The sequence below is a fragment of the Streptomyces sp. NPDC051364 genome, from assembly GCF_040682115.1.
In the GTDB taxonomy this organism is placed as follows: domain Bacteria; phylum Actinomycetota; class Actinomycetes; order Streptomycetales; family Streptomycetaceae; genus Streptomyces.
The window spans coordinates 1-16704 of record NZ_JBFBAH010000017.1 but is presented as its reverse complement, the minus strand read 5'-3'; the positions used below and the strand labels follow the sequence as shown (position 1 = coordinate 16704).

Sequence of the window (16704 nt, the reverse complement as noted above, 5' to 3'; positions counted from 1 at the left end):
CATGTCCGGGCCGGGTCACCAGAGGCGGTCGACGAGCCCCGGGTACAAGGCGATCCGTGCTCCCGCGAAGGCCGCGGCATCGGTGTCCGGGCAGGGGAAGTCGGCCAGGACCTCCTTGGCGAAGCCGGGCGCGTCCGTGGCCAGCGGCTCTTCGGGCGTCCCGCCGACCAGTACGGTCCCGGGCAGCCGGGTGAAGCCGGCCGCCTCGTAGAAGGGGACGAGCGGCCTGTCGCAGCTGAACAGCACCAGGTCCACCGCCGGGTCGGCGGCCAGCGCCGCGCGGGCCGCCGCCACCAGCCGGCCGCCGTACCCGCGGCCCCGCGCGGTGTCCCGGGTCACCACCGTGCTCAGCCCGGCGGCGCGGTACGTACGCCCCGCGTGCCGGACCGGCTTGTGGAGCAGCGCCAACGAGGCGGCCACCGTGCCGTCCTCGTCCAGCAGCAGCATCACCCGGGGGGCCAGCGCGGGGTCGTGCCCGGCGCCGGCGCCGGGCCAGGCCTGCGCCTCCAGCGCCGCGACCTGCGCGGCGAGCCCGGCCGGCAGCTCGGCTTCCGCGTACGTCAGCACCGTCGCCGCATGTGGGGCGGGGCTCATGCGATGCGGACCCCGCTGCCGCCCACCCGCACCCGGGGGTCGCCGGCGCGGAGTTCCACCGTGAGGACGCCCGGGCGGCCCATGTCCTCGCCCTGGTGGAGGGTGAGGACGGCGTCCGCCGGGGCCAGGCCGAGCTCGCGCGCGTACGCCCCGAAGGCGGCCGCGGCGGCTCCGGTCGCCGGATCCTCCACGACGCCGCCGACCGGGAAGGGGTCCCGTACGTCGAACAGCGCCGGGCCCGCCCGGTGCACCAGCTGGACGGTGGTCAGGTCCAGGCGCCGCATCAGCGCCTCCAGCCGGGGGAAGTCGTACGCAAGGTCCGCGAGCCGGGCCCGGGTGGCGGCGCCGAGCACCAGGTGGCGGTTTCCGGCATAGGCGATCCGCGGCGGGATGGCCGGGTCCAGGTCGGCCTCCGGCCAGTCCAGCGCGGCCAGCGCCTCGGCGAGGTCGGCCGGGTCGACGTCCTCGACGTGCGGTTCGACGCTGGTCAGGACAGCCCGCAGGCCGCCCTGCCCGTCCCGGGTCACCGACACCGGCACCGTGCCCGCGCGGGTCGCGAAGACCAGCTCGCCCGGCCCGATCCGCTCGCCCAGCGCGACGGCGGTGGCCACGGTGGCGTGCCCGCAGAAGGGGACCTCCGCCTTCGGGCTGAAGTACCGCACGGTGAAGGCCCGTCCGGCCTCCCCGCCGAGGCCCTCCGGCGGGGCGGTGAGGAAGGCCGTCTCGCTGTAGCCCAGCTCGGCGGCGATACCGAGCATGTCGGCCTCGTCCAGCCCGGTCGCATCGAGCACGACCCCGGCGGGATTGCCCCCGGCCGGGTCGTCGGAGAAGGCCGTGTAACGCAGCACGTCAGTCATGATCACCCCAACTCCCGGCCCGCCGCCCGCATTCCCACTGCCCCGACCCCGGCCAGGGGATCAGCCGCGCCCGATGTACGGCATCGTCGTCGCCATCACCGTCGCGAACTGCACGTTCGCCTCCAGCGGCAGCTCCGCCATGTGCAGCACCGTGCGCGCCACGTCGGCGGCGTCCATCACCGGCTCCACCGCCAGCTGCCCGTTCGCCTGGAGGATCCCGGTCTGCATCCGCTCGGTCATCTCGGTGGCCGCGTTGCCGATGTCGATCTGCCCGCAGGCGATCCGGTACGGCCGCCCGTCCAGCGAGAGCGACTTCGTCAGGCCCGTCATCGCGTGCTTGGTCGCGGTGTAGGCGACCGAGTTCGGCCGCGGCACGTGCGCGGAGATCGAGCCGTTGTTGATGATCCGGCCGCCCTGCGGGTCCTGCGCCTTCATCTGCCGGAAGGCTGCCTGCGCGCACAGGAAGGACCCGGTCAGGTTGACGTCGACCACCGAGCGCCAGGCCTCGTACGTGAGGTCCTCCAGCGGGACGCCGCCCGGGCCGAAGGTCCCGGCGTTGTTGAAGAGGAGGTCGAGGTGCCCGTAGTGCTCGCGGACCGCGGCGAACAGCGCGGCCACGTCGTCCGGATCGCTCACGTCCGCCCGTACGCCCAGCACGTCCGCGCCGGCCCCGGCCGCCTTCGCCGTGTCCTCCAGCGGTTCGCTCCGGCGGCCTGCGACGGCCACCGACCAGCCGGCGGCCGCCAGGGTCAGCGCCACGGAGCGGCCGATGCCGGAGCCCGCCCCGGTGACCAGGGCGATCTTCTTCCCACTTGCGTTCATGGGGCCGCAGGCTACGTCACATGTCGCATCGGTCCACGGACGTTCCGACAGCTGAGAGCATGGGTCGGCCGGGGGTGTGAAAAGACGACGAAAAGACTGGAGTTCCGCATGCCGGAGAGAGGCCCCGCGACGGCCCCCTCGCACGAGCCGTCGCCCGAGACGCCCTCCGCACCGCAGACCGCTTCCGCACCGCAGACCCCTTCCGTACCGGGGCCCGCTTCCGCCCCGCTCACGTCCGCCCGCCGTACCGGACTGCTCGTCACTTTCATACTCGGCGGGCTCAGCGCCCTCCCCCCGCTGTCCATGGACATGTACCTGCCGGCCCTGCCGGAGGTCACCGACGCCCTGGACAGCCCGGCCGCCACCATCCAGGTCACCCTCACCGCCTGCCTCGCCGGCATGGCGCTGGGCCAGCTCGTCATCGGCCCGATGAGCGACAAGTGGGGCCGCCGCCGGCCCCTGCTGTTCGGCATGGTCGTCTACGTACTCGCCACCGCGATCTGCGCCCTCGCCCCGACCGCCGAGCTGCTGATCGGCTTCCGGCTGCTCCAGGGCCTGGCCGGGTCCGCCGCGGTCGTCATCGCCCGGGCCGTCGTACGCGACCTGTACGACGGGGTCGAGATGGCCCGGTTCTTCTCCACACTGATGCTCATATCCGGCGTGGCCCCGGTCGTCGCCCCGCTCATCGGCGGCCAGGTGCTCCGCTTCTCCGACTGGCGCGGGGTGTTCGTCGTCCTCACGGCCGTCGGCGCCCTGCTCACCCTCGTCGTCTGGCGCAGCCTCGGCGAGACCCTGCCGCCCGAGCAGCGGCAGACCGGCGGCGTGGGCTCCGCGCTGCGGACCATGCGCAGGCTGCTCGCCGACCGGGTCTTCGCCGGGTACACCCTGGCCGGCGGCTTCGCCTTCGCCACGCTCTTCTCGTACATCTCCGCCTCGCCCTTCGTGGTGCAGGAGATCTACGGGGCTTCACCGCAGGCCTTCAGCCTGCTGTTCGGCCTCAACTCGGTCGGCCTGATCGCCGCCGGACAGGTCAACGGCAAGCTGCTGGTCGGCCGGGTCCGCCTGGACAAGGTGCTCGCGGGCGGGATCGCCGTCATCACCGCCGCCTCGGTGGCGCTGCTGCTGATAGCGGCCGGGGTGTTCGGGGAGGTCGGGCTGGTCCCGATCGCCGCCGCGCTGTTCGTGCTGATGTCGGCGATGGGCGTGGTGCTGCCGAACACCAACGCGCTGGCGCTGATGCGCACCCCGCACGCGGCCGGGTCGGCCTCGGCGCTGCTGGGCACCTCCTCCTTCCTGGTCGGGGCGATCGCCTCGCCGCTGGTCGGCATCGCGGGCGAGGGCACGGCGGTGCCGATGGCGGTGGTCCAGCTGGTGTGCTCGCTGCTGGCGGCCGCCTGCTTCGCCGGCATGTGCCGGCCCTGGCAGAACCGGGAGTCCGCGGTCTGAGCCGGACGCCCGGGCCCCGGCCGGACGGCAGGGTGTGAGCCGGACGGCCCGGGCCCGGGCGGAGGCGGGGGCTCGGGCGGGGGCGTCGGCACGGCGTCCGGGGTGTCCCGGGCGCCGTAAACTTCGCAGGTGAACGCCTTCGCCTCCGTCCCCACCAGCGCCGAAACCCTGCGGTCCGCACTCGGCGGGCTGCTCGACGGGCTCCCGCCGAAGCAGGCCACCGCCGCCGTCGACCGGCTGATCGCCAACTACCGCGGCCGGACCCCGACCGACGCGCCCGTCCTGCGCGACCACTCCGACGTGGCGGCGTACGCGGCGTACCGGATGCCGGCCACCTTCGAGGCTGTACGGTCCGCCCTGGACGCGCTCGCCGAGGCCGCGCCGCAGTGGTCCCCGGCCTCCCACGTCGACGTGGGCGGCGGCACGGGCGCGGCGACCTGGGCGGTGGACGCCATCTGGGACGGCCCGCGCGGCACCACGGTCCTGGACTGGGCGGAGCCGGCGCTGGCCCTCGGCAAGGAGCTCGCGGCGTCCTCCGGCTCGGAGGTGCTGCGCACCGCCGAGTGGCGGCGGGCCGTCATCGGATCCGGGCTGGCCCTCCCCGACGCGGACCTCGTGACGGTGTCGTACGTACTCGGCGAGCTGACGCCGGAGGCCCGCCGGGCCGTGGTCGCCGAGGCGGCCCGCGCCGGGCAGGCGGTGGTGCTGATCGAGCCGGGCACGCCCGAGGGGTACCTGCGCATCCGCGAGGCCCGCGACCAGCTGATCGGGGCGGGACTGAAGGTCGCCGCCCCGTGCCCGCACGACGGCACCTGCCCGATCGAGGTCGGGCAGGACTGGTGCCACTTCTCTGCGCGGGTCAGCCGGTCCTCCCTGCACCGGCAGGTCAAGGGCGGGTCCCTCCCGTACGAGGACGAGAAGTTCAGCTACGTGGCCGCGACCCGCTTCCCGGTGGAGCCGGCCACCTCCCGGATCACGCGGAGGCCGCAGATCCGGAAGGGGCTCGTCCTGCTGGACCTGTGCGGTCCGGAGAGCGAGGGACTGACCCGGGTCAACGTGACCAAGCGCCACGGTGACCTGTACAAGGCGGCGCGGGACGCCGACTGGGGCCATGAGTGGCCGCCGGCCACCCCGTAGCCGCTACATCCGCAGTTCCTGGGTGCAGCACTTCACGCTGCCGCCGCCCTTGAGCAGCTCGCCCAGGTCCATCGGGACCGGCTCGAAGCCCCGGTCCCGCAGGGGTGCGAACAGCCCGGCCGCCGCCTGCGGGAGCAGGACGTGCCGGCCGTCCGAGACGGCGTTCAGGCCGAGGGCCGCCGCGTCCTCGGCGCCGGCGATCAGCGCGTCCGGGAACAGCCGCCCGAGCACCGCCTGGCTGCCGGGCGAGAAAGCCGGCGGGTAGTACATGACCTCGTCGCCGTCGAGCACGCACAGCGCCGTGTCCAGGTGGTAGTACCGCGGGTCCACCAGGTCGAGGCCGATGACCGGCCGGCCGAAGAACTCCTGCGCCTCGTCGTGCGAGAGCGGGCTGGAGCGGAAGCCCCGGCCGGCCAGGATGTAGCTGGCGGTGACCGCGAAATCTCCCTCGCCCTCGTTGACATGGGACGGCTCGTGGACGTCCTGGAAGCCGTGGGTCCGGAACCAGTCGAGGTGGATCTCCGCCTCGGCGGCGCGCTCCGGGTAGGCGAACCGGGCGCCGAGCACCCGGCCGTCGACGACGAGGGCGCCGTTCGCGGCGAAGACCATGTCGGGCAGCTCGGGGTCCGGTACGAGCGTCTCGACGGTATGGCCGAGGGAGCGGTAGCGGTCCCGGAGGTCTTCCCACTGGGCGTGTGCGAGGGGCAGGTCCACCGGTTTCGTGGGATCCATCCACGGGTTGATGGAGTACGTGACCTTGAAGTGTGCGGGTGGGCACATCAAGTAGCGCCGGGGTGTGGCGTCTCTGCGCAAAGAAGGCTCCTCACGACTCACGGGAGATGTGGAGAGAATCGTCTCTCCTCGGCGGAGACCGCGCAGTGAACTGATGGGGTGATTTACGGAATGACACAAAGACGAGACGTCTCGCGTTGATAATTTGTCCGAATGAGCAGCAGAACGTCCGACGGTAAAGCCCCCGACCCCGCCCGCCGCAGCGACCGCTCCCGGCGGGCCATCCTCGACGCGGCGCTCGCACTGGTCGGCGAGGTCGGCTACGGCAAGCTGACCATCGAGGCCATCGCCGCCCGCGCGGGCGTCGGCAAGCAGACGATCTACCGCTGGTGGCCGTCGAAGGCGGCGGTCCTGCTGGACGCCTCGCTCGCGCTCTACGGGGACGCGGAGACCGAGGCCGGCTGGACCGGCTTCCCGGACACCGGGGACCTCGCGGCGGACCTCAAGCTGGTGCTGCGGGTGACGGTGGACCAGTTCAACGACGAGAAGTACGAAGCCCCCACGCGCGCCCTGACCGCCGCCGGGGCGACCGACCCCGAGCTGAGCGCCCGCTTCACCGAGCAGCTGCTGGAGCCGCAGCTCGCCCTGTACGAGGCGCGGTTGCGGGCGGCCCGGGAGGCCGGGCAGCTCGCGGCGGACGTGGACCTGCGCCTGACGGTGGAGATGCTGGTAGGGCCGCTGACGTACCGCTGGCTGCTGCGGACGGCGCCGCTGACGCACGCTTATACGGACGCACTGGTGGACCGGGTGCTGGGCGGGGTGGCGAAGGTCACCGCCGGCTGACGGGAGGGTGACCGGCCGGTGGTCGGCGGGTGGCGGCGGGGACAATTGGCCGAATTTAACTGGAATGTGACGGTATTCCGCCTACCGTTCCGCACGCTCCGTGCACCTCTCCACCACCCCCCGGTTGGGGAGTGCGGTCACCCGGACCGCAGGATGGTGGGACCATGTGAGGGTCTGCCGGGGAAACGGTGAGGTGAGGGGATAGATGGGGTCTGAGTCCGGCCGCGTCAAACGCGGCGAGCAGAGCAGGATTTCCCAGTGGCTGCGCCGGCGGCCCAAACCCTCCCCCGAAGATCCCGAGCGCGCACGCGAGGCCCTTCTCCTGGCCGTGGCCGCCGCAGGCCTGCCGCTCGCCCCCGCCGCCCACCCCGCCGGCTACCGGTGTTCGTGCGAGCGGATCGGCTGTCCCACGCCCGCGCGGCACCCCCTCTCCTTCGCCTGGCAGACGCAGTCGTCGACCGACCGCGCGCAGATCGAACGCTGGGCACGCAACCAGCCGCAGGCGAACTTCATCACCGCGACGGGCATGGTCCACGACGTACTGGACGTCCCCCTCGAAGCCGGGGCGAGCGCACTGGCCCGCCTGCTGGCGGCGGGCGTCGAGGTCGGCCCGGTCGCGGAATCGGGCGGCACGGGCGACCAGGCCCGGATGCTCTTCTTCACGGCGACGCGCGGCACCCCCGAGGACGAGGACGAGTGGTGGCCGTGCGAGCTGGACTGCCACCCGGAGACGATGGACGAGCACCCGGGGTTGCGGTGGCACTGCCGTGGCAGCTACGTGCTGGTTCCCCCGGCCGCCCTCCCCGGCGACCTCGCGGTGAGCTGGATCCGCGGTATGGAGCACCCGCTCCCGGATCCCCTCACCCTCCTGGAAACGCTGACGGACGCCTGCGCCACGTACGCGGGCGCGTCCGACCGGACCCCTTCAGCGGCCTGGCCCCTGAGCCGCTGACCCGGGCGAGCCGCTGCGCGAAGCGCAGCGGGCCCGGGTCACGGACCGGCGGCTGTCAGTGGATCTGGGTGACCACCACGTCCAGGGACCAGGCCTTGGCCGGCTTTGCGGGGGCTTCGCCCTCGACGGCGTAGCCCAGGTCGCGCAGCGCCGTGACCAGATCCGCCGGGGTCGAGGGAACGGCGCCCGCGACGAGCAGGTCCCGCACCAGCCGCCCCTTCGTCGCCTTGTTGAAGTGGCTCACCACCGACCGCTTCTCCACCCCGTCCACGACCTGCGAGTGCAGCACCCGCACCGTCGCCGTCCGCCCCGCCACCTCGCCCTTGGGCTTCCACGCCGACCCGTACGCCGAGGACCGCAGGTCCAGCACCAGCCCGTCCCCCGCCGCAGCCGGCATGACCGCCGCCATCGGCTCCCGCCAGTACGCCCCCAGCGCACCCAGCGCCGGCAGCTTCACGCCCATCGAGCAGCGGTACGAGGGGATCCGGTCCGTCACCCGGACCGCGCCCCACAGGCCCGAGAACACCAGCAGCGACTGCTCCGCCAGCGCCCGCGCGCCCGCCGGCAGGTCCGCCAGGCCCAGCGCGTCGTACAGCACGCCGGTGTAGATCTCCCCCGCCGGCCGGGCCACCGCGGTCCGCAGCCCGGCGTTCTTCGCCACCTCGCCGCGCAGCCCCTCGCTCAGGCCGAGCACCTCGCGGGCCTTCAGCTCGTCCCCCGCACACAGCTCGACCAGTTCCGCCAGCACGGCTGCCCGCGCCTCGGCCAGTCCGGGCAGTGACAGCGTCTCCGGCTCCAGGGGCGCGCCGGAGCCGCCGGCGGCCTTTCCCTCGGACGGCGGCAGCAGCACGAGCACGGCGGTTCTCCTTCAGTACGACACGGCGCAGGGGGTGCGGCCCCCGAGCCAGGGTAAGGCTCTCGCCATGCCACCCCGAGCCACCGGCCCCAGGGTGCACGGCCCTGCGCGGGGCCGGCGTGCGTGCGGCGGCGGGCTGCCCTAGCGTCGATAGGAGAGGGGCAGCCGTCCGGCGCCCCCTGCCGGACCCGCGAGCGACCGGATCCGCGAGTCCCCCGACCGCCCGGAGAGCAGGTGCCTCCCATGCGCATGTCGGTTCGTATCGCCGGTGTCCTCACCGGCCTGACCCTCGCACTCGGCGGCGGGGCCTTCGCCGCCCACGCGGACATCCCGGCCTGCACGAACCTGGTCGCGAAGTCGGGAGTCGACGTCTCGGACGCCGTCACGTCGGCCTGCGTCCAGGGTGTGCACGGTGACCTGCAGGGCTGTGTGAGCGCCCTGACCGCGGCCGGCGTGGCGGGCGGCGCCGCGAACGGCGCCTGCCGGTACGCGGCCAACCCTCCGTGACCTGCCACTTCGTGGTGCAGTAGGCCCCGGCGTCACCGGGCCTCGGCGCCGGCTTCGCCCCGGGCGCCCGCCCGTGGCGGGGCCCCGTCCGGGCCGGACCGGCGCAGCGCGGCCACCAGCGTGTGCGGGTCGTCGGCGTGGAAGCGGCGTAGAGCTCCTCGCCGGCGGCGCCGGACACGTCGAGCAGCGTCAGGTGCTCGCGGTCCATCGCGGCGCTCGGCGAGGCGGTCTTCGGCGCCTTGGCGAGCAGCGCGGCGAGCGCGGGCGAGACCGGTTCGGTCTCCCCGGGCGGCGCGGCCAGCAGCACGGCGAGCCGGCGCCGGCGCTCGGCCAGCTCCGCCTCCTGCCGGGCCAGGTCGGCGTCGAGCTCCTCGAGTACGTCGGCCGGCTCGCGCCCGGCGTCGTCCGCGAGGACGTCGCGCACCTCGTCGAGGCTGAGCCCGAGCTCGGTGAGCCGGCGTACGCGCGCCAGCAGGACGGCGTCGCGCACGCTGTACGCGCGATAGCCGTTGGACCTGCGCTCCGGCTCCGGGAGCAGGCCGACATGGTGGTAGTGCCGGACGGCCCGGGTGGTGACCCCGACCAGCGCGGCGATCTCTCCGATCCGCATGCCGTCCAGTAGAAACCCTGCCGCTGCGTCAAGGTCAAGCCGCGGGTGGCACAGCCGGTAACATGGTCGCCACGGCAGACGAGTCGGCCGGGCGGCCGCGTCGGGATCTCCGGATCCCGCCGAGGAACGTCCGGGCTCCACAGGGCAGGGTGGTGGCTAACGGCCACCCGGGGTGACCCGCGGGACAGTGCCACAGAAAGCAGACCGCCGGGGACTTCGGTCCGCGGTAAGGGTGAAACGGTGGTGTAAGAGACCACCAGCGCCTGGGGTGACCCAGGCGGCTAGGTAAACCCCACCCGGAGCAAGGTCAAGAGGAGCCGTCTTCGGACGGCTCTGCGCGAACGCTTGAGGGCTGCTCGCCCGAGTTCGCGGGTAGACCGCACGAGGCCGGCGGCAACGCCGGTCCTAGATGGATGGCCGTCTCCCCGGCGACCGCGAGGTCACCGGGAGACAGAACCCGGCGTACAGGCCGGCTCGTCTGCCGTACCTCTTCGATCCGCGCATGCGCGGCGCCGCGAAAAAGCCCCCGCCCCCGGCGAATCCGGGGGGCGGGGGCTTTCCCGTCGGCTACCGCAGGTGCGAGGTGTCGTTCAGGAGGCGGACCGAGGCGTTGCCGTCGGCGTAGTAGGCCACCGCCGAGAGGGAGGCCGCGGAGAGCTCCATCCGGAACAGTGACTCCGGCGGGGCGCCGAGCGCGAGGCGCACCAGCATCTTGACCGGGGTCACGTGCGTGACCAGCAGCACCGTACGGCCCGTGTGCACGGCCAGCAGCCGGTCCCGGGTCGCCGAGATCCGGCGGGTGGCCGCCGTGAAGCTCTCGCCGCCGCCCGTCGGGGCTGCCCTCGGGGAGTCGAGCCAGGCCTGGAGGTCGTCCGGGAAGCGCTCCTTCACCTCGGCGAAGGTCAGGCCCTCCCAGGCGCCGAAGTCCACCTCGCGCAGGCCCTCCTCGACGGTGACCTCCAGCCCGAGGCGGTCCGCGACGGCCTGCGCGGTCTCCCGGCAGCGGCGCAGCGGGGAGCTGACGATCGTCTGGACGGTGCCGCGCGCGGCCAGCGCCTCGGCCACCGCCGAAGCCTGGCGGCGGCCGGCCGGGGACAGCTCCGGGTCGGCGCCGCCGCTGCCGGAGAAGCGCTTCTGCGGAGTCAGAGCCGTCTCGCCGTGGCGCAGCAGGACGAAGGTCGCCGGGGTCCCCATGTCGGGGCCCCAGCCCGGCGTGGCGGTCGGGGCCTGGGCCGCGGTGGCCGCCGGGGCGGGGACCTGTCCCGGGGCGGTGGCGCCGGGCTCCGCGAACAGGGCGTCGGCTCCGGCCTCCTCGCGTGCCGGTGCGGTGGCCGACGTACGGGAGGTGGAGGCGAGGGCGGCGCGTACGGCCGCGGCACCCTTCGCGGCATCTCCCGGAGGGCCCGCCGGCGGGGTGGCCAGGGCGCGGGCCGCCGAGGTGTCCAGGGCGGCCGAGGAAGCCGACGGCTCCCACTGCTTGCCGCGCTTGCCCGCGTCCATCGCCTCGTTGGCGAGCCGGTCCGCGTGCTTGTTCCGCTCGCGCGGGATCCACTCGTACGTGACCTGCGAGCGGGGCAGGATCGTTGCCGCCTCCGCCGCGAGGGGCTTCATGTCCGGGTGCTTGATCTTCCAGCGGCCCGACATCTGCTCGACGACCAGCTTGGAGTCCATGCGGACCTGGACCACGGCGTCGGGGGCCAGTTCGCGGGCGGCCTTGAGGCCGGCGATCAGCCCCTTGTACTCGGCCACGTTGTTCGTCGCCACGCCGATGTACTCGGCGCGCTCGGCCAGCGTCTCGCCCGTCGCCGGGTCCAGGACGACGGCGCCGTAGCCGGCGGGCCCCGGGTTGCCCCGGGAGCCCCCGTCCGCCTCCACGACGAACCGGACAGGCCTCTGCATCAGATGCCCGAGTCGGCCGTACGGACCAGGATGCGGCCGCAGTTCTCGTGACGTACGACCTGGTCGCGGGCCGCGGCCTTGATCTCGTTGACCTCGGCCAGGTCGAGCTCCAGGCGGCAGCCCTCGCAGCGGCGCTGGTACAGGCGGGCTGCGCCGACGCCGCCCTGCTTGACGCGGATCTTCTCGTACAGGGCCATCAGGTCGGCCGGCATCGAGGCGACGATGACCTCGCGGTCCTTGGTGATCTTCGCAGCCTCGGCGTCGAGCTCGCCGGTGGCCGCGTCACGGCGGGCGGTGGCGTCCGTCAGCTTGGCCTCGAGGGCGGAGACCCGCTCGGTGAGCTCGGTGACCCGCTCCTGCGCGCCCTCCAGGCGCTCCATGACCTCGAGGACGACGTCCTCCAGGTCGGCCTGGCGCTTGGCGAGGGAGACGACCTCGCTCTGCAGGTTCGCCAGGTCGCGGGCCGAGATGCCGGCGCCGGAGTCGAGCCGCTGCTGGTCGCGGGCCGCGCGCTGGCGCACCTGGTCGACGTCCTGCTCCGCCTTGGTCTGCTCGCGGGCGGCGTCGCTCGCCTGCGTCTGGGCCGCCACGAGCAGGTCGCGCTGCTGCGTCAGGTCCTTGCTCAGGGACTCGGCCTCGGTGTGCTCCGGCAGCGACTTGCGCTTGTGGGCGAGCTGAGACAGCCGGACGTCCAGGGCCTGGATGTCGAGGAGTCGGATCTGGTCGGCGGGCTCGGCGTTCAGTTGGGGGCTCCAGAGATAGAAGGGGGTGTGACGGACGGCGCGTGCACCGTCCACGGGTCGGTGACCGTGCGCGAGACGTGGGTGCGCAGACCCCAGCCGTGGCGCTCGGAGATCGCGTCGAGCTGCGCGGCCGCCTGCTCGCACCAGGGCCACTCGGTGGCCCAGTGCGCGGCGTCGACGAGGGCGAGCGGGCTCTGCTCGCGGGCCTCGGACACGGGGTGGTGGCGCAGGTCGGCGGTGAGGTAGACGTCCACGCCGGCGGCGCGGACGGCCGCGAAGTTGCCGTCGCCGGAGCCGCCGCTGACGGCGACGGTACGGACGAGCATGTCGGGGTCGCCGGCGACGCGGATGCCCTGCGCGGTCTGCGGCAGCCGGGCGGCGGCGCGGGCGGCGAACGCGCGCAGGGTCTCGGGGTGGTCCAGCTCGCAGATCCGGCCGAGGCCGCGGCGGCCCTCGGGGTCGCTCGGATCGGGGATCAGCGGGCCGGTGATCCGCAGGTCGAGGGAGCCGGCGAGGGCGTCGGATACGCCGGGGTCGGCGGTGTCCGCGTTGGTGTGGGCGACGTGCAGCGCGATGTCGTTCTTGATCAGCGTGTGCACGACGCGGCCCTTGAAGGTGCCGGCCTCGACGGTGGTGGTGCCGCGCAGGTAGAGGGGGTGGTGGGTGACGACCAGGTCGGCGCCCAGCTTCACGGCCTCGTCGACGATCTCCTGCACGGGGTCCACGGCGAACAGGACCCGGGAGACCTCGGCGTCGGGATCGCCGCAGACGGTTCCGACGGCGTCCCACTGCTCGGCCCGCGAGGGGGGCCAGAGAGCGTCCAGCGCGGCGATGACTTCGGAGAGACGGGGCACAGGCCAAGGCTACCGTCCGTACGGGAGCGGCAGAGTCCGTACGGGACCCCGTACGTCTGCTCCGTACTTGCCCGACGACTTACCCGACGGCTTGCCCGACGACTTACTCGGCGAGGTCCTCGACCTGCCGCCGGATCTCCTGGGTGGGGGGCACGAGGTCAGTTAGGTAAACCTAACCGACCCCACTCACCCCAAACGCCCCGGTATCGCACAGCACAACCGCCCCCGCCACCACAGCCGAACCGCCGGGCGGCCACCCGTATGTGTGAAGCGGGGAAGGTCGCGCTGTTCGGGCCGAACTGCGATAACTAGCTTTCCTCCCCGGAGGTGACGCACGGATGACTGTCTGTGCCATCGAGATCACGACGACGGCCCCGTTCACCATCGCCGCGGACGGGTCGTACGCTGCCCGGCTGGCCGGGGACGGTGAGGCCCGCTACCCCGAGCGCTGGACGCTGGCCGGGCCCGAGCCGTACGCGGTGCCGCTGCCGCTCGCGCAGCCCGAGGAGGCCGACAGCGAGGTGCTGGCGCTGGCCGACGGGCGGGTGCTGATCCACCGTCGGGTCGCGCAGCGGCACGCCTTCGCGCTGCTGTACCCGACGGGCGGCGCCGCGGCCGGGCCCCGGACCGGGGAGCTCCCGCTGGGCTCGGTGGAGCCGGGGGACGACGGCGTACGGGTGTCCCTGCTGCCCCCGCCGCCGGACGGATGCGGCGCCTTCGCCCTGGCCGCCTCGGACGCCGGGACCACGGTCTGGCGGGTGGCCGGGGGCGTCTTCGGACAGGTCGCCCGGATCCCGGGCCGGTGCTCGGGCGGCGTCTGGCTCGACCGGGCCGGCCGGATGCTGGCGCTGGACCGCGAGCTGGAGGGCACCACCAAGGCCGTCGCGGTGGACCTGGGCCGCGGCGGCGAGGTGTCCCCGCTGCTCCAGATCGCGGAGGGCAGCGACGACCGGCTGCTGCTGGCCGACCCCGACAGCGGGCTGCTCCTGATCCGCTCGGACGCCCCGGGCGAACCGCGCCTGGGCTGGGGGGTGCTGGGCAGCTCCCTCCCGGTGCGCTTCCCGGAGTGCCTGCGCGGGGAGGCGGGGACCCCGTTCGCGGTGCAGCCGGGCCAGGCCCTGATGCCGGAGACCTGCGGGGTCGCGCTCCGGCTGGAGGACGGTGGGATCGGCCTGTGGCGGCCCGCCGACCGGCACGTCTTCCGCCTCGGGGCCCCCGACGGCTGGCTCGGTACGGGGCTGTGGAGCCGGGAGGGCCGTCTGCACCTCCCGTACGCCACCCCCGAGGTCCCGTGCGGGATCACGAGCCTGACCCTGCCGGTGGCCCCGCCGCCCCCGGTCAGGCTGGACCCGCCGCCGGCGGCGGCGCCGCGGCCCGTACCGCTGCAGCAGGCTCCGCTGTAACTCGGCGGCCTTCGAAGGCCAGGTCGCGGGCCGCGTCGAGCGCCGTGGCCACCGCGCCCAGCAGGACCGCGTCCTCCCCCAGGCTGCTGGGCGCCACCTTCGGCCGCAGCGGTGTGAGGGTGCGCAGCGTCCGCCGGACCGTGCGCAGCAGGTCGGCGTTGTGGCCCACCCCGCCGCCGAGGACGACGAGGTCCGGGTCCAGGACGGCGGAGACCGCCGCGACGGTGTGGGCGAGGCGTTCGCCCTCGAGTTCCACCGCCCGGGCGGCCGCCGCGTCTCCCGCTCGGGCGGCGTCGAAGACGTCCTTGGCGGTGAGGGGACCGGTCATCCCGTGGGCGCGGGCCGTCTGGACCACGGCCCCGGCGGAGACGGCGTCCTCCATGCTGTCGGCCTCGGGCTCCGGCTCCCGGTGGCCCGCCCACGGCAGGAAGCCGATCTCGCCGGCGCCGCCGTGCGCCCCGGTGAACAGCCGGCCCTCATTGACGATGCCCATGCCGAGGCCGGTCCCGATCATGACGTAGACGAAGAGCCGGCTGCCCGCGCCGACGCCGTACGTGTACTCGCCGAGCGCCGCGAGGTTGGCGTCGTTCTGGACGGCGACGGGCAGGCCGAGCCCGTCGCGGATCCTGTCGAGCAGCCCCGGGCGGCCCCAGCCGGGCAGCTGCTGGGCGTACCGGACCCGGCGCTCGTCCTCGTCGTAGACGCCGGGCGTGCCGACGACGGCCTGGGTGACCTTGCCCGGGTCCAGTGCGGAGTCGGCGACGAGCCCGCGGGCGGCGGACACGGCGAGGTCGGCCATGCTGTTCGCGGTGCGGGCCTGGTTGCGGACGTCGGAGCGGGCGACGACGGTGCCGTCGAGGTCGGCCAGGGCGACGCGCAGCCAGCTCCGGCCGATGTCGAGTCCGAGGGCGTAACCGGCCGTCGGATCGGGGGCGTAGAGCACGGCGATCCGGCCCCGCTCGGGTGCGTGCGTACCGGCCTCCCGGACCAGGCCGGCCTGTTCGAGGGCGGCGAGCGCGCTGGAGACGGTGGGCTTGGACAGCCCCGTCTCGCGCGCGAGCTGGGCCCGCGAGGCGGCCCCGCCGGACCGCAGCCGGTCCCACAGCAGCCGCTCGTTGGCACTGCGCTGCCGTTGGGGGTTCCAGGGCTGCTCGGCGCCCTCGTCGCTGCTGGTCATCAGGCCATTCTCGCGCAGCGGGGGCGCTGTGACGGATCTGCGGGTCCAGGGGACGGGCGACATCTGCCGTGCTGTTCAGGGGTGGTGACGACTTCCAGGAGTTCCACCGCCGGGCGGCGTTTCGACGCGGCGCTGTGCGACCTCGACAACGTGATCCGCTTCTACGACCCGACGCGCCGGCCGAGCTGGAGCGGGCGGCGGGGACGCCGCAGAGCGTCAGCGCGGTGCGGCGGTGCGGCGGTGCGGCGGACCCGGGAAGGGTGTCAAGGAATTCTTGACAACTCGACCGTGTCAAGGTTTCCTTGACGCATGTCGATCTTGAATTCGAAGGCCCGGCACCGGGTCGCCTTTCCCACCACCCCATCCATGGCCGCCGTACTGCCGCTCGCCTTGAGCCTGCCGGCCGTGACGGTGATGTTCGGCGACGGGCTCGGTACCTCCGCCACCGTCGCCCTGATCGTCGCGGGCCTCGCACTCATCGCCTGCACGGCCGGCCTGACCGCCCGCAAAGCCGAGCAGGTGCGCCGCGACGAGGAAGTCCTCGACGCCCTCGAACCCCTTGCCGGACTGCACCGATGAGCAACGAACCGCTGCTCCACCCGGTGGAGACCGCCCGGATCCGGGAAGGGATCGCCGCAGCCGTCCTCGGCGCGCCCGAGGGACTGGCCGACTCGCTCGAGCACGACGCGCACGGCTACCTGCGCCTGGTGGACGCCTCGCGCGTCGGAGCCGAGGAGGCGAGCCGGCTGCTGCGCGAGGCCGTCCAGGGCGCCAGGGCCGCCGGCCACAGCTGGGACACGGTGGGCCGCGTCCTGGGAGTGAGCCGCCAGGCCGCCCAGCAGCGCTTCGCGGGCAAGGCTGCGGGTGCGGGCTCGTCGCCGCCGCCCGCCGAGGGACCGAACGCCCCGAAGCGCCGCACCCTCAGCGGGTTGACCGCGTTCAACGAGATGGCCGCCCTGGACGAGGCCGGCCGCGACGGCTGGCACATGGTCGGCTACGGCCCCTTCTTCCACGAGGTGGAGGCTTCCACCCACCCCTGGGAGCACTGCCGGGTGACGCTCCCCTCCATCGCGCGACACCGGCGGATGGAATCGGAAGGTTGGATTCCGGTCGGCGTGGGATGGTTTCCGTGGCGGTACTACAAGCGGCCCCTCCGCCCCACCGGCTAGTGCTGCACTAGGGTCTGTTGCGAAAGTGCTGATCACAGCCACTCGTTGATGGCTGCGACCAGCACGGTTGCCTCGTAGCGGACGGCGAGTTTGTCGTATCTCG

17 protein-coding genes and 1 other RNA gene are annotated in these 16704 nt (G+C 73.9%); 8 read left to right on the top strand and 10 right to left on the bottom strand.

The genetic code is table 11. The features are described 5' to 3' along the window. Positions 1–15: 15 nt before the first annotated feature. The 3 genes from AB0M76_RS28830 to AB0M76_RS28820 are packed head-to-tail and all read right to left on the bottom strand — an operon-like array spanning position 16 to position 2273. Positions 16–594 (bottom strand): GNAT family N-acetyltransferase, encoded by a 579-nt coding sequence (locus AB0M76_RS28830; protein ID WP_365955645.1) that lies wholly within the window; start codon positions 592–594, stop codon positions 16–18. Then, complete coding sequence (locus AB0M76_RS28825) at positions 591–1451, bottom strand: PhzF family phenazine biosynthesis isomerase (RefSeq protein WP_365955644.1); 861 nt, start codon at positions 1449–1451, stop codon at positions 591–593. The genes AB0M76_RS28830 and AB0M76_RS28825 overlap by 4 nt, the downstream gene beginning before the upstream one ends. A 60-nt stretch (positions 1452–1511) precedes the next feature. Next, positions 1512–2273, bottom strand: a complete 762-nt coding sequence (locus tag AB0M76_RS28820; RefSeq protein WP_365955643.1) for an SDR family oxidoreductase — start codon at positions 2271–2273, stop codon at positions 1512–1514. A gap of 108 nt (positions 2274–2381) precedes the next feature. On the opposite strand from AB0M76_RS28820, the gene AB0M76_RS28815 reads away from it, so the two are divergent. Continuing rightward, on the top strand, positions 2382–3719 hold the full coding sequence (locus AB0M76_RS28815) for a Bcr/CflA family multidrug efflux MFS transporter (protein WP_365955642.1): 1338 nt from the start codon (positions 2382–2384) through the stop codon (positions 3717–3719). Positions 3720–3848: 129 nt separating this feature from the next. Further along, the gene (locus AB0M76_RS28810; protein WP_365955641.1) at positions 3849–4856 is read left to right on the top strand and encodes a small ribosomal subunit Rsm22 family protein; all 1008 of its coding nucleotides are present in this window, start codon (positions 3849–3851) and stop codon (positions 4854–4856) included. A 3-nt stretch (positions 4857–4859) separates the two neighbouring features. On the opposite strand, the gene ddaH is transcribed toward AB0M76_RS28810, so the two are convergent. Then, on the bottom strand, positions 4860–5690 hold the full coding sequence (ddaH, locus tag AB0M76_RS28805) for a dimethylargininase (protein WP_353962356.1): 831 nt from the start codon (positions 5688–5690) through the stop codon (positions 4860–4862). A gap of 111 nt (positions 5691–5801) precedes the next feature. On the opposite strand from ddaH, the gene AB0M76_RS28800 reads away from it, so the two are divergent. After that, positions 5802–6431, top strand: coding sequence for a TetR/AcrR family transcriptional regulator (locus AB0M76_RS28800; protein WP_365955640.1), 630 nt, complete (start codon positions 5802–5804; stop codon positions 6429–6431). 205 nt (positions 6432–6636) lie between these two features. Continuing rightward, positions 6637–7383, top strand: a complete 747-nt coding sequence (locus AB0M76_RS28795) for a bifunctional DNA primase/polymerase (protein ID WP_365955639.1) — start codon at positions 6637–6639, stop codon at positions 7381–7383. Positions 7384–7438: 55 nt separating this feature from the next. Here the strand turns inward: AB0M76_RS28795 and yaaA are convergent, their stop codons facing one another. Both yaaA and AB0M76_RS28785 read right to left on the bottom strand, forming a co-directional pair. Beyond that, a complete protein-coding gene (gene yaaA / locus AB0M76_RS28790; protein WP_365955638.1) occupies positions 7439–8239 on the bottom strand; it encodes a peroxide stress protein YaaA in 801 nt (266 codons plus the stop codon). 382 nt (positions 8240–8621) lie between these two features. Further along, positions 8622–9356, bottom strand: coding sequence for a MerR family transcriptional regulator (locus AB0M76_RS28785; protein WP_365955637.1), 735 nt, complete (start codon positions 9354–9356; stop codon positions 8622–8624). A 79-nt stretch (positions 9357–9435) separates the two neighbouring features. Between AB0M76_RS28785 and rnpB the strand changes: the two genes are divergently transcribed. Beyond that, an RNA gene (gene rnpB / locus AB0M76_RS28780) (RNase P RNA component class A) lies at positions 9436–9837 on the top strand. A gap of 86 nt (positions 9838–9923) precedes the next feature. On the opposite strand, the gene AB0M76_RS28775 is transcribed toward rnpB, so the two are convergent. The 3 genes from AB0M76_RS28775 to AB0M76_RS28765 are packed head-to-tail and all read right to left on the bottom strand — an operon-like array spanning position 9924 to position 12852. After that, the gene (locus AB0M76_RS28775) at positions 9924–11255 is read right to left on the bottom strand and encodes a bifunctional RNase H/acid phosphatase (RefSeq protein ID WP_365955636.1); all 1332 of its coding nucleotides are present in this window, start codon (positions 11253–11255) and stop codon (positions 9924–9926) included. Then, positions 11255–11998 (bottom strand): C4-type zinc ribbon domain-containing protein, encoded by a 744-nt coding sequence (locus AB0M76_RS28770; RefSeq protein WP_365955731.1) that lies wholly within the window; start codon positions 11996–11998, stop codon positions 11255–11257. The genes AB0M76_RS28775 and AB0M76_RS28770 overlap by 1 nt, the downstream gene beginning before the upstream one ends. Then, the gene (locus tag AB0M76_RS28765; protein WP_365955635.1) at positions 11995–12852 is read right to left on the bottom strand and encodes a Nif3-like dinuclear metal center hexameric protein; all 858 of its coding nucleotides are present in this window, start codon (positions 12850–12852) and stop codon (positions 11995–11997) included. The genes AB0M76_RS28770 and AB0M76_RS28765 overlap by 4 nt, the downstream gene beginning before the upstream one ends. Before the next feature lie 338 nt (positions 12853–13190). Here AB0M76_RS28765 and AB0M76_RS28760 point away from each other — a divergent pair, with 338 nt between their 5' ends. Next, positions 13191–14255: a hypothetical protein gene (locus AB0M76_RS28760; protein ID WP_365955634.1), complete on the top strand. Its 1065-nt coding sequence runs from the start codon at positions 13191–13193 to the stop codon at positions 14253–14255. Here AB0M76_RS28760 and AB0M76_RS28755 read toward each other — a convergent pair. Beyond that, positions 14191–15432 (bottom strand): ROK family transcriptional regulator, encoded by a 1242-nt coding sequence (locus AB0M76_RS28755; protein WP_365955633.1) that lies wholly within the window; start codon positions 15430–15432, stop codon positions 14191–14193. The genes AB0M76_RS28760 and AB0M76_RS28755 overlap by 65 nt on opposite strands. Before the next feature lie 309 nt (positions 15433–15741). Here AB0M76_RS28755 and AB0M76_RS28750 point away from each other — a divergent pair, with 309 nt between their 5' ends. Both AB0M76_RS28750 and AB0M76_RS28745 read left to right on the top strand, forming a co-directional pair. After that, positions 15742–16011: a hypothetical protein gene (locus AB0M76_RS28750; protein WP_365955632.1), complete on the top strand. Its 270-nt coding sequence runs from the start codon at positions 15742–15744 to the stop codon at positions 16009–16011. Next, entirely contained in the window at positions 16008–16601 is a 594-nt protein-coding gene (locus AB0M76_RS28745) for a hypothetical protein (RefSeq protein ID WP_365955631.1), read from the top strand. The genes AB0M76_RS28750 and AB0M76_RS28745 overlap by 4 nt, the downstream gene beginning before the upstream one ends. Positions 16602–16704: the final 103 nt, after the last annotated feature.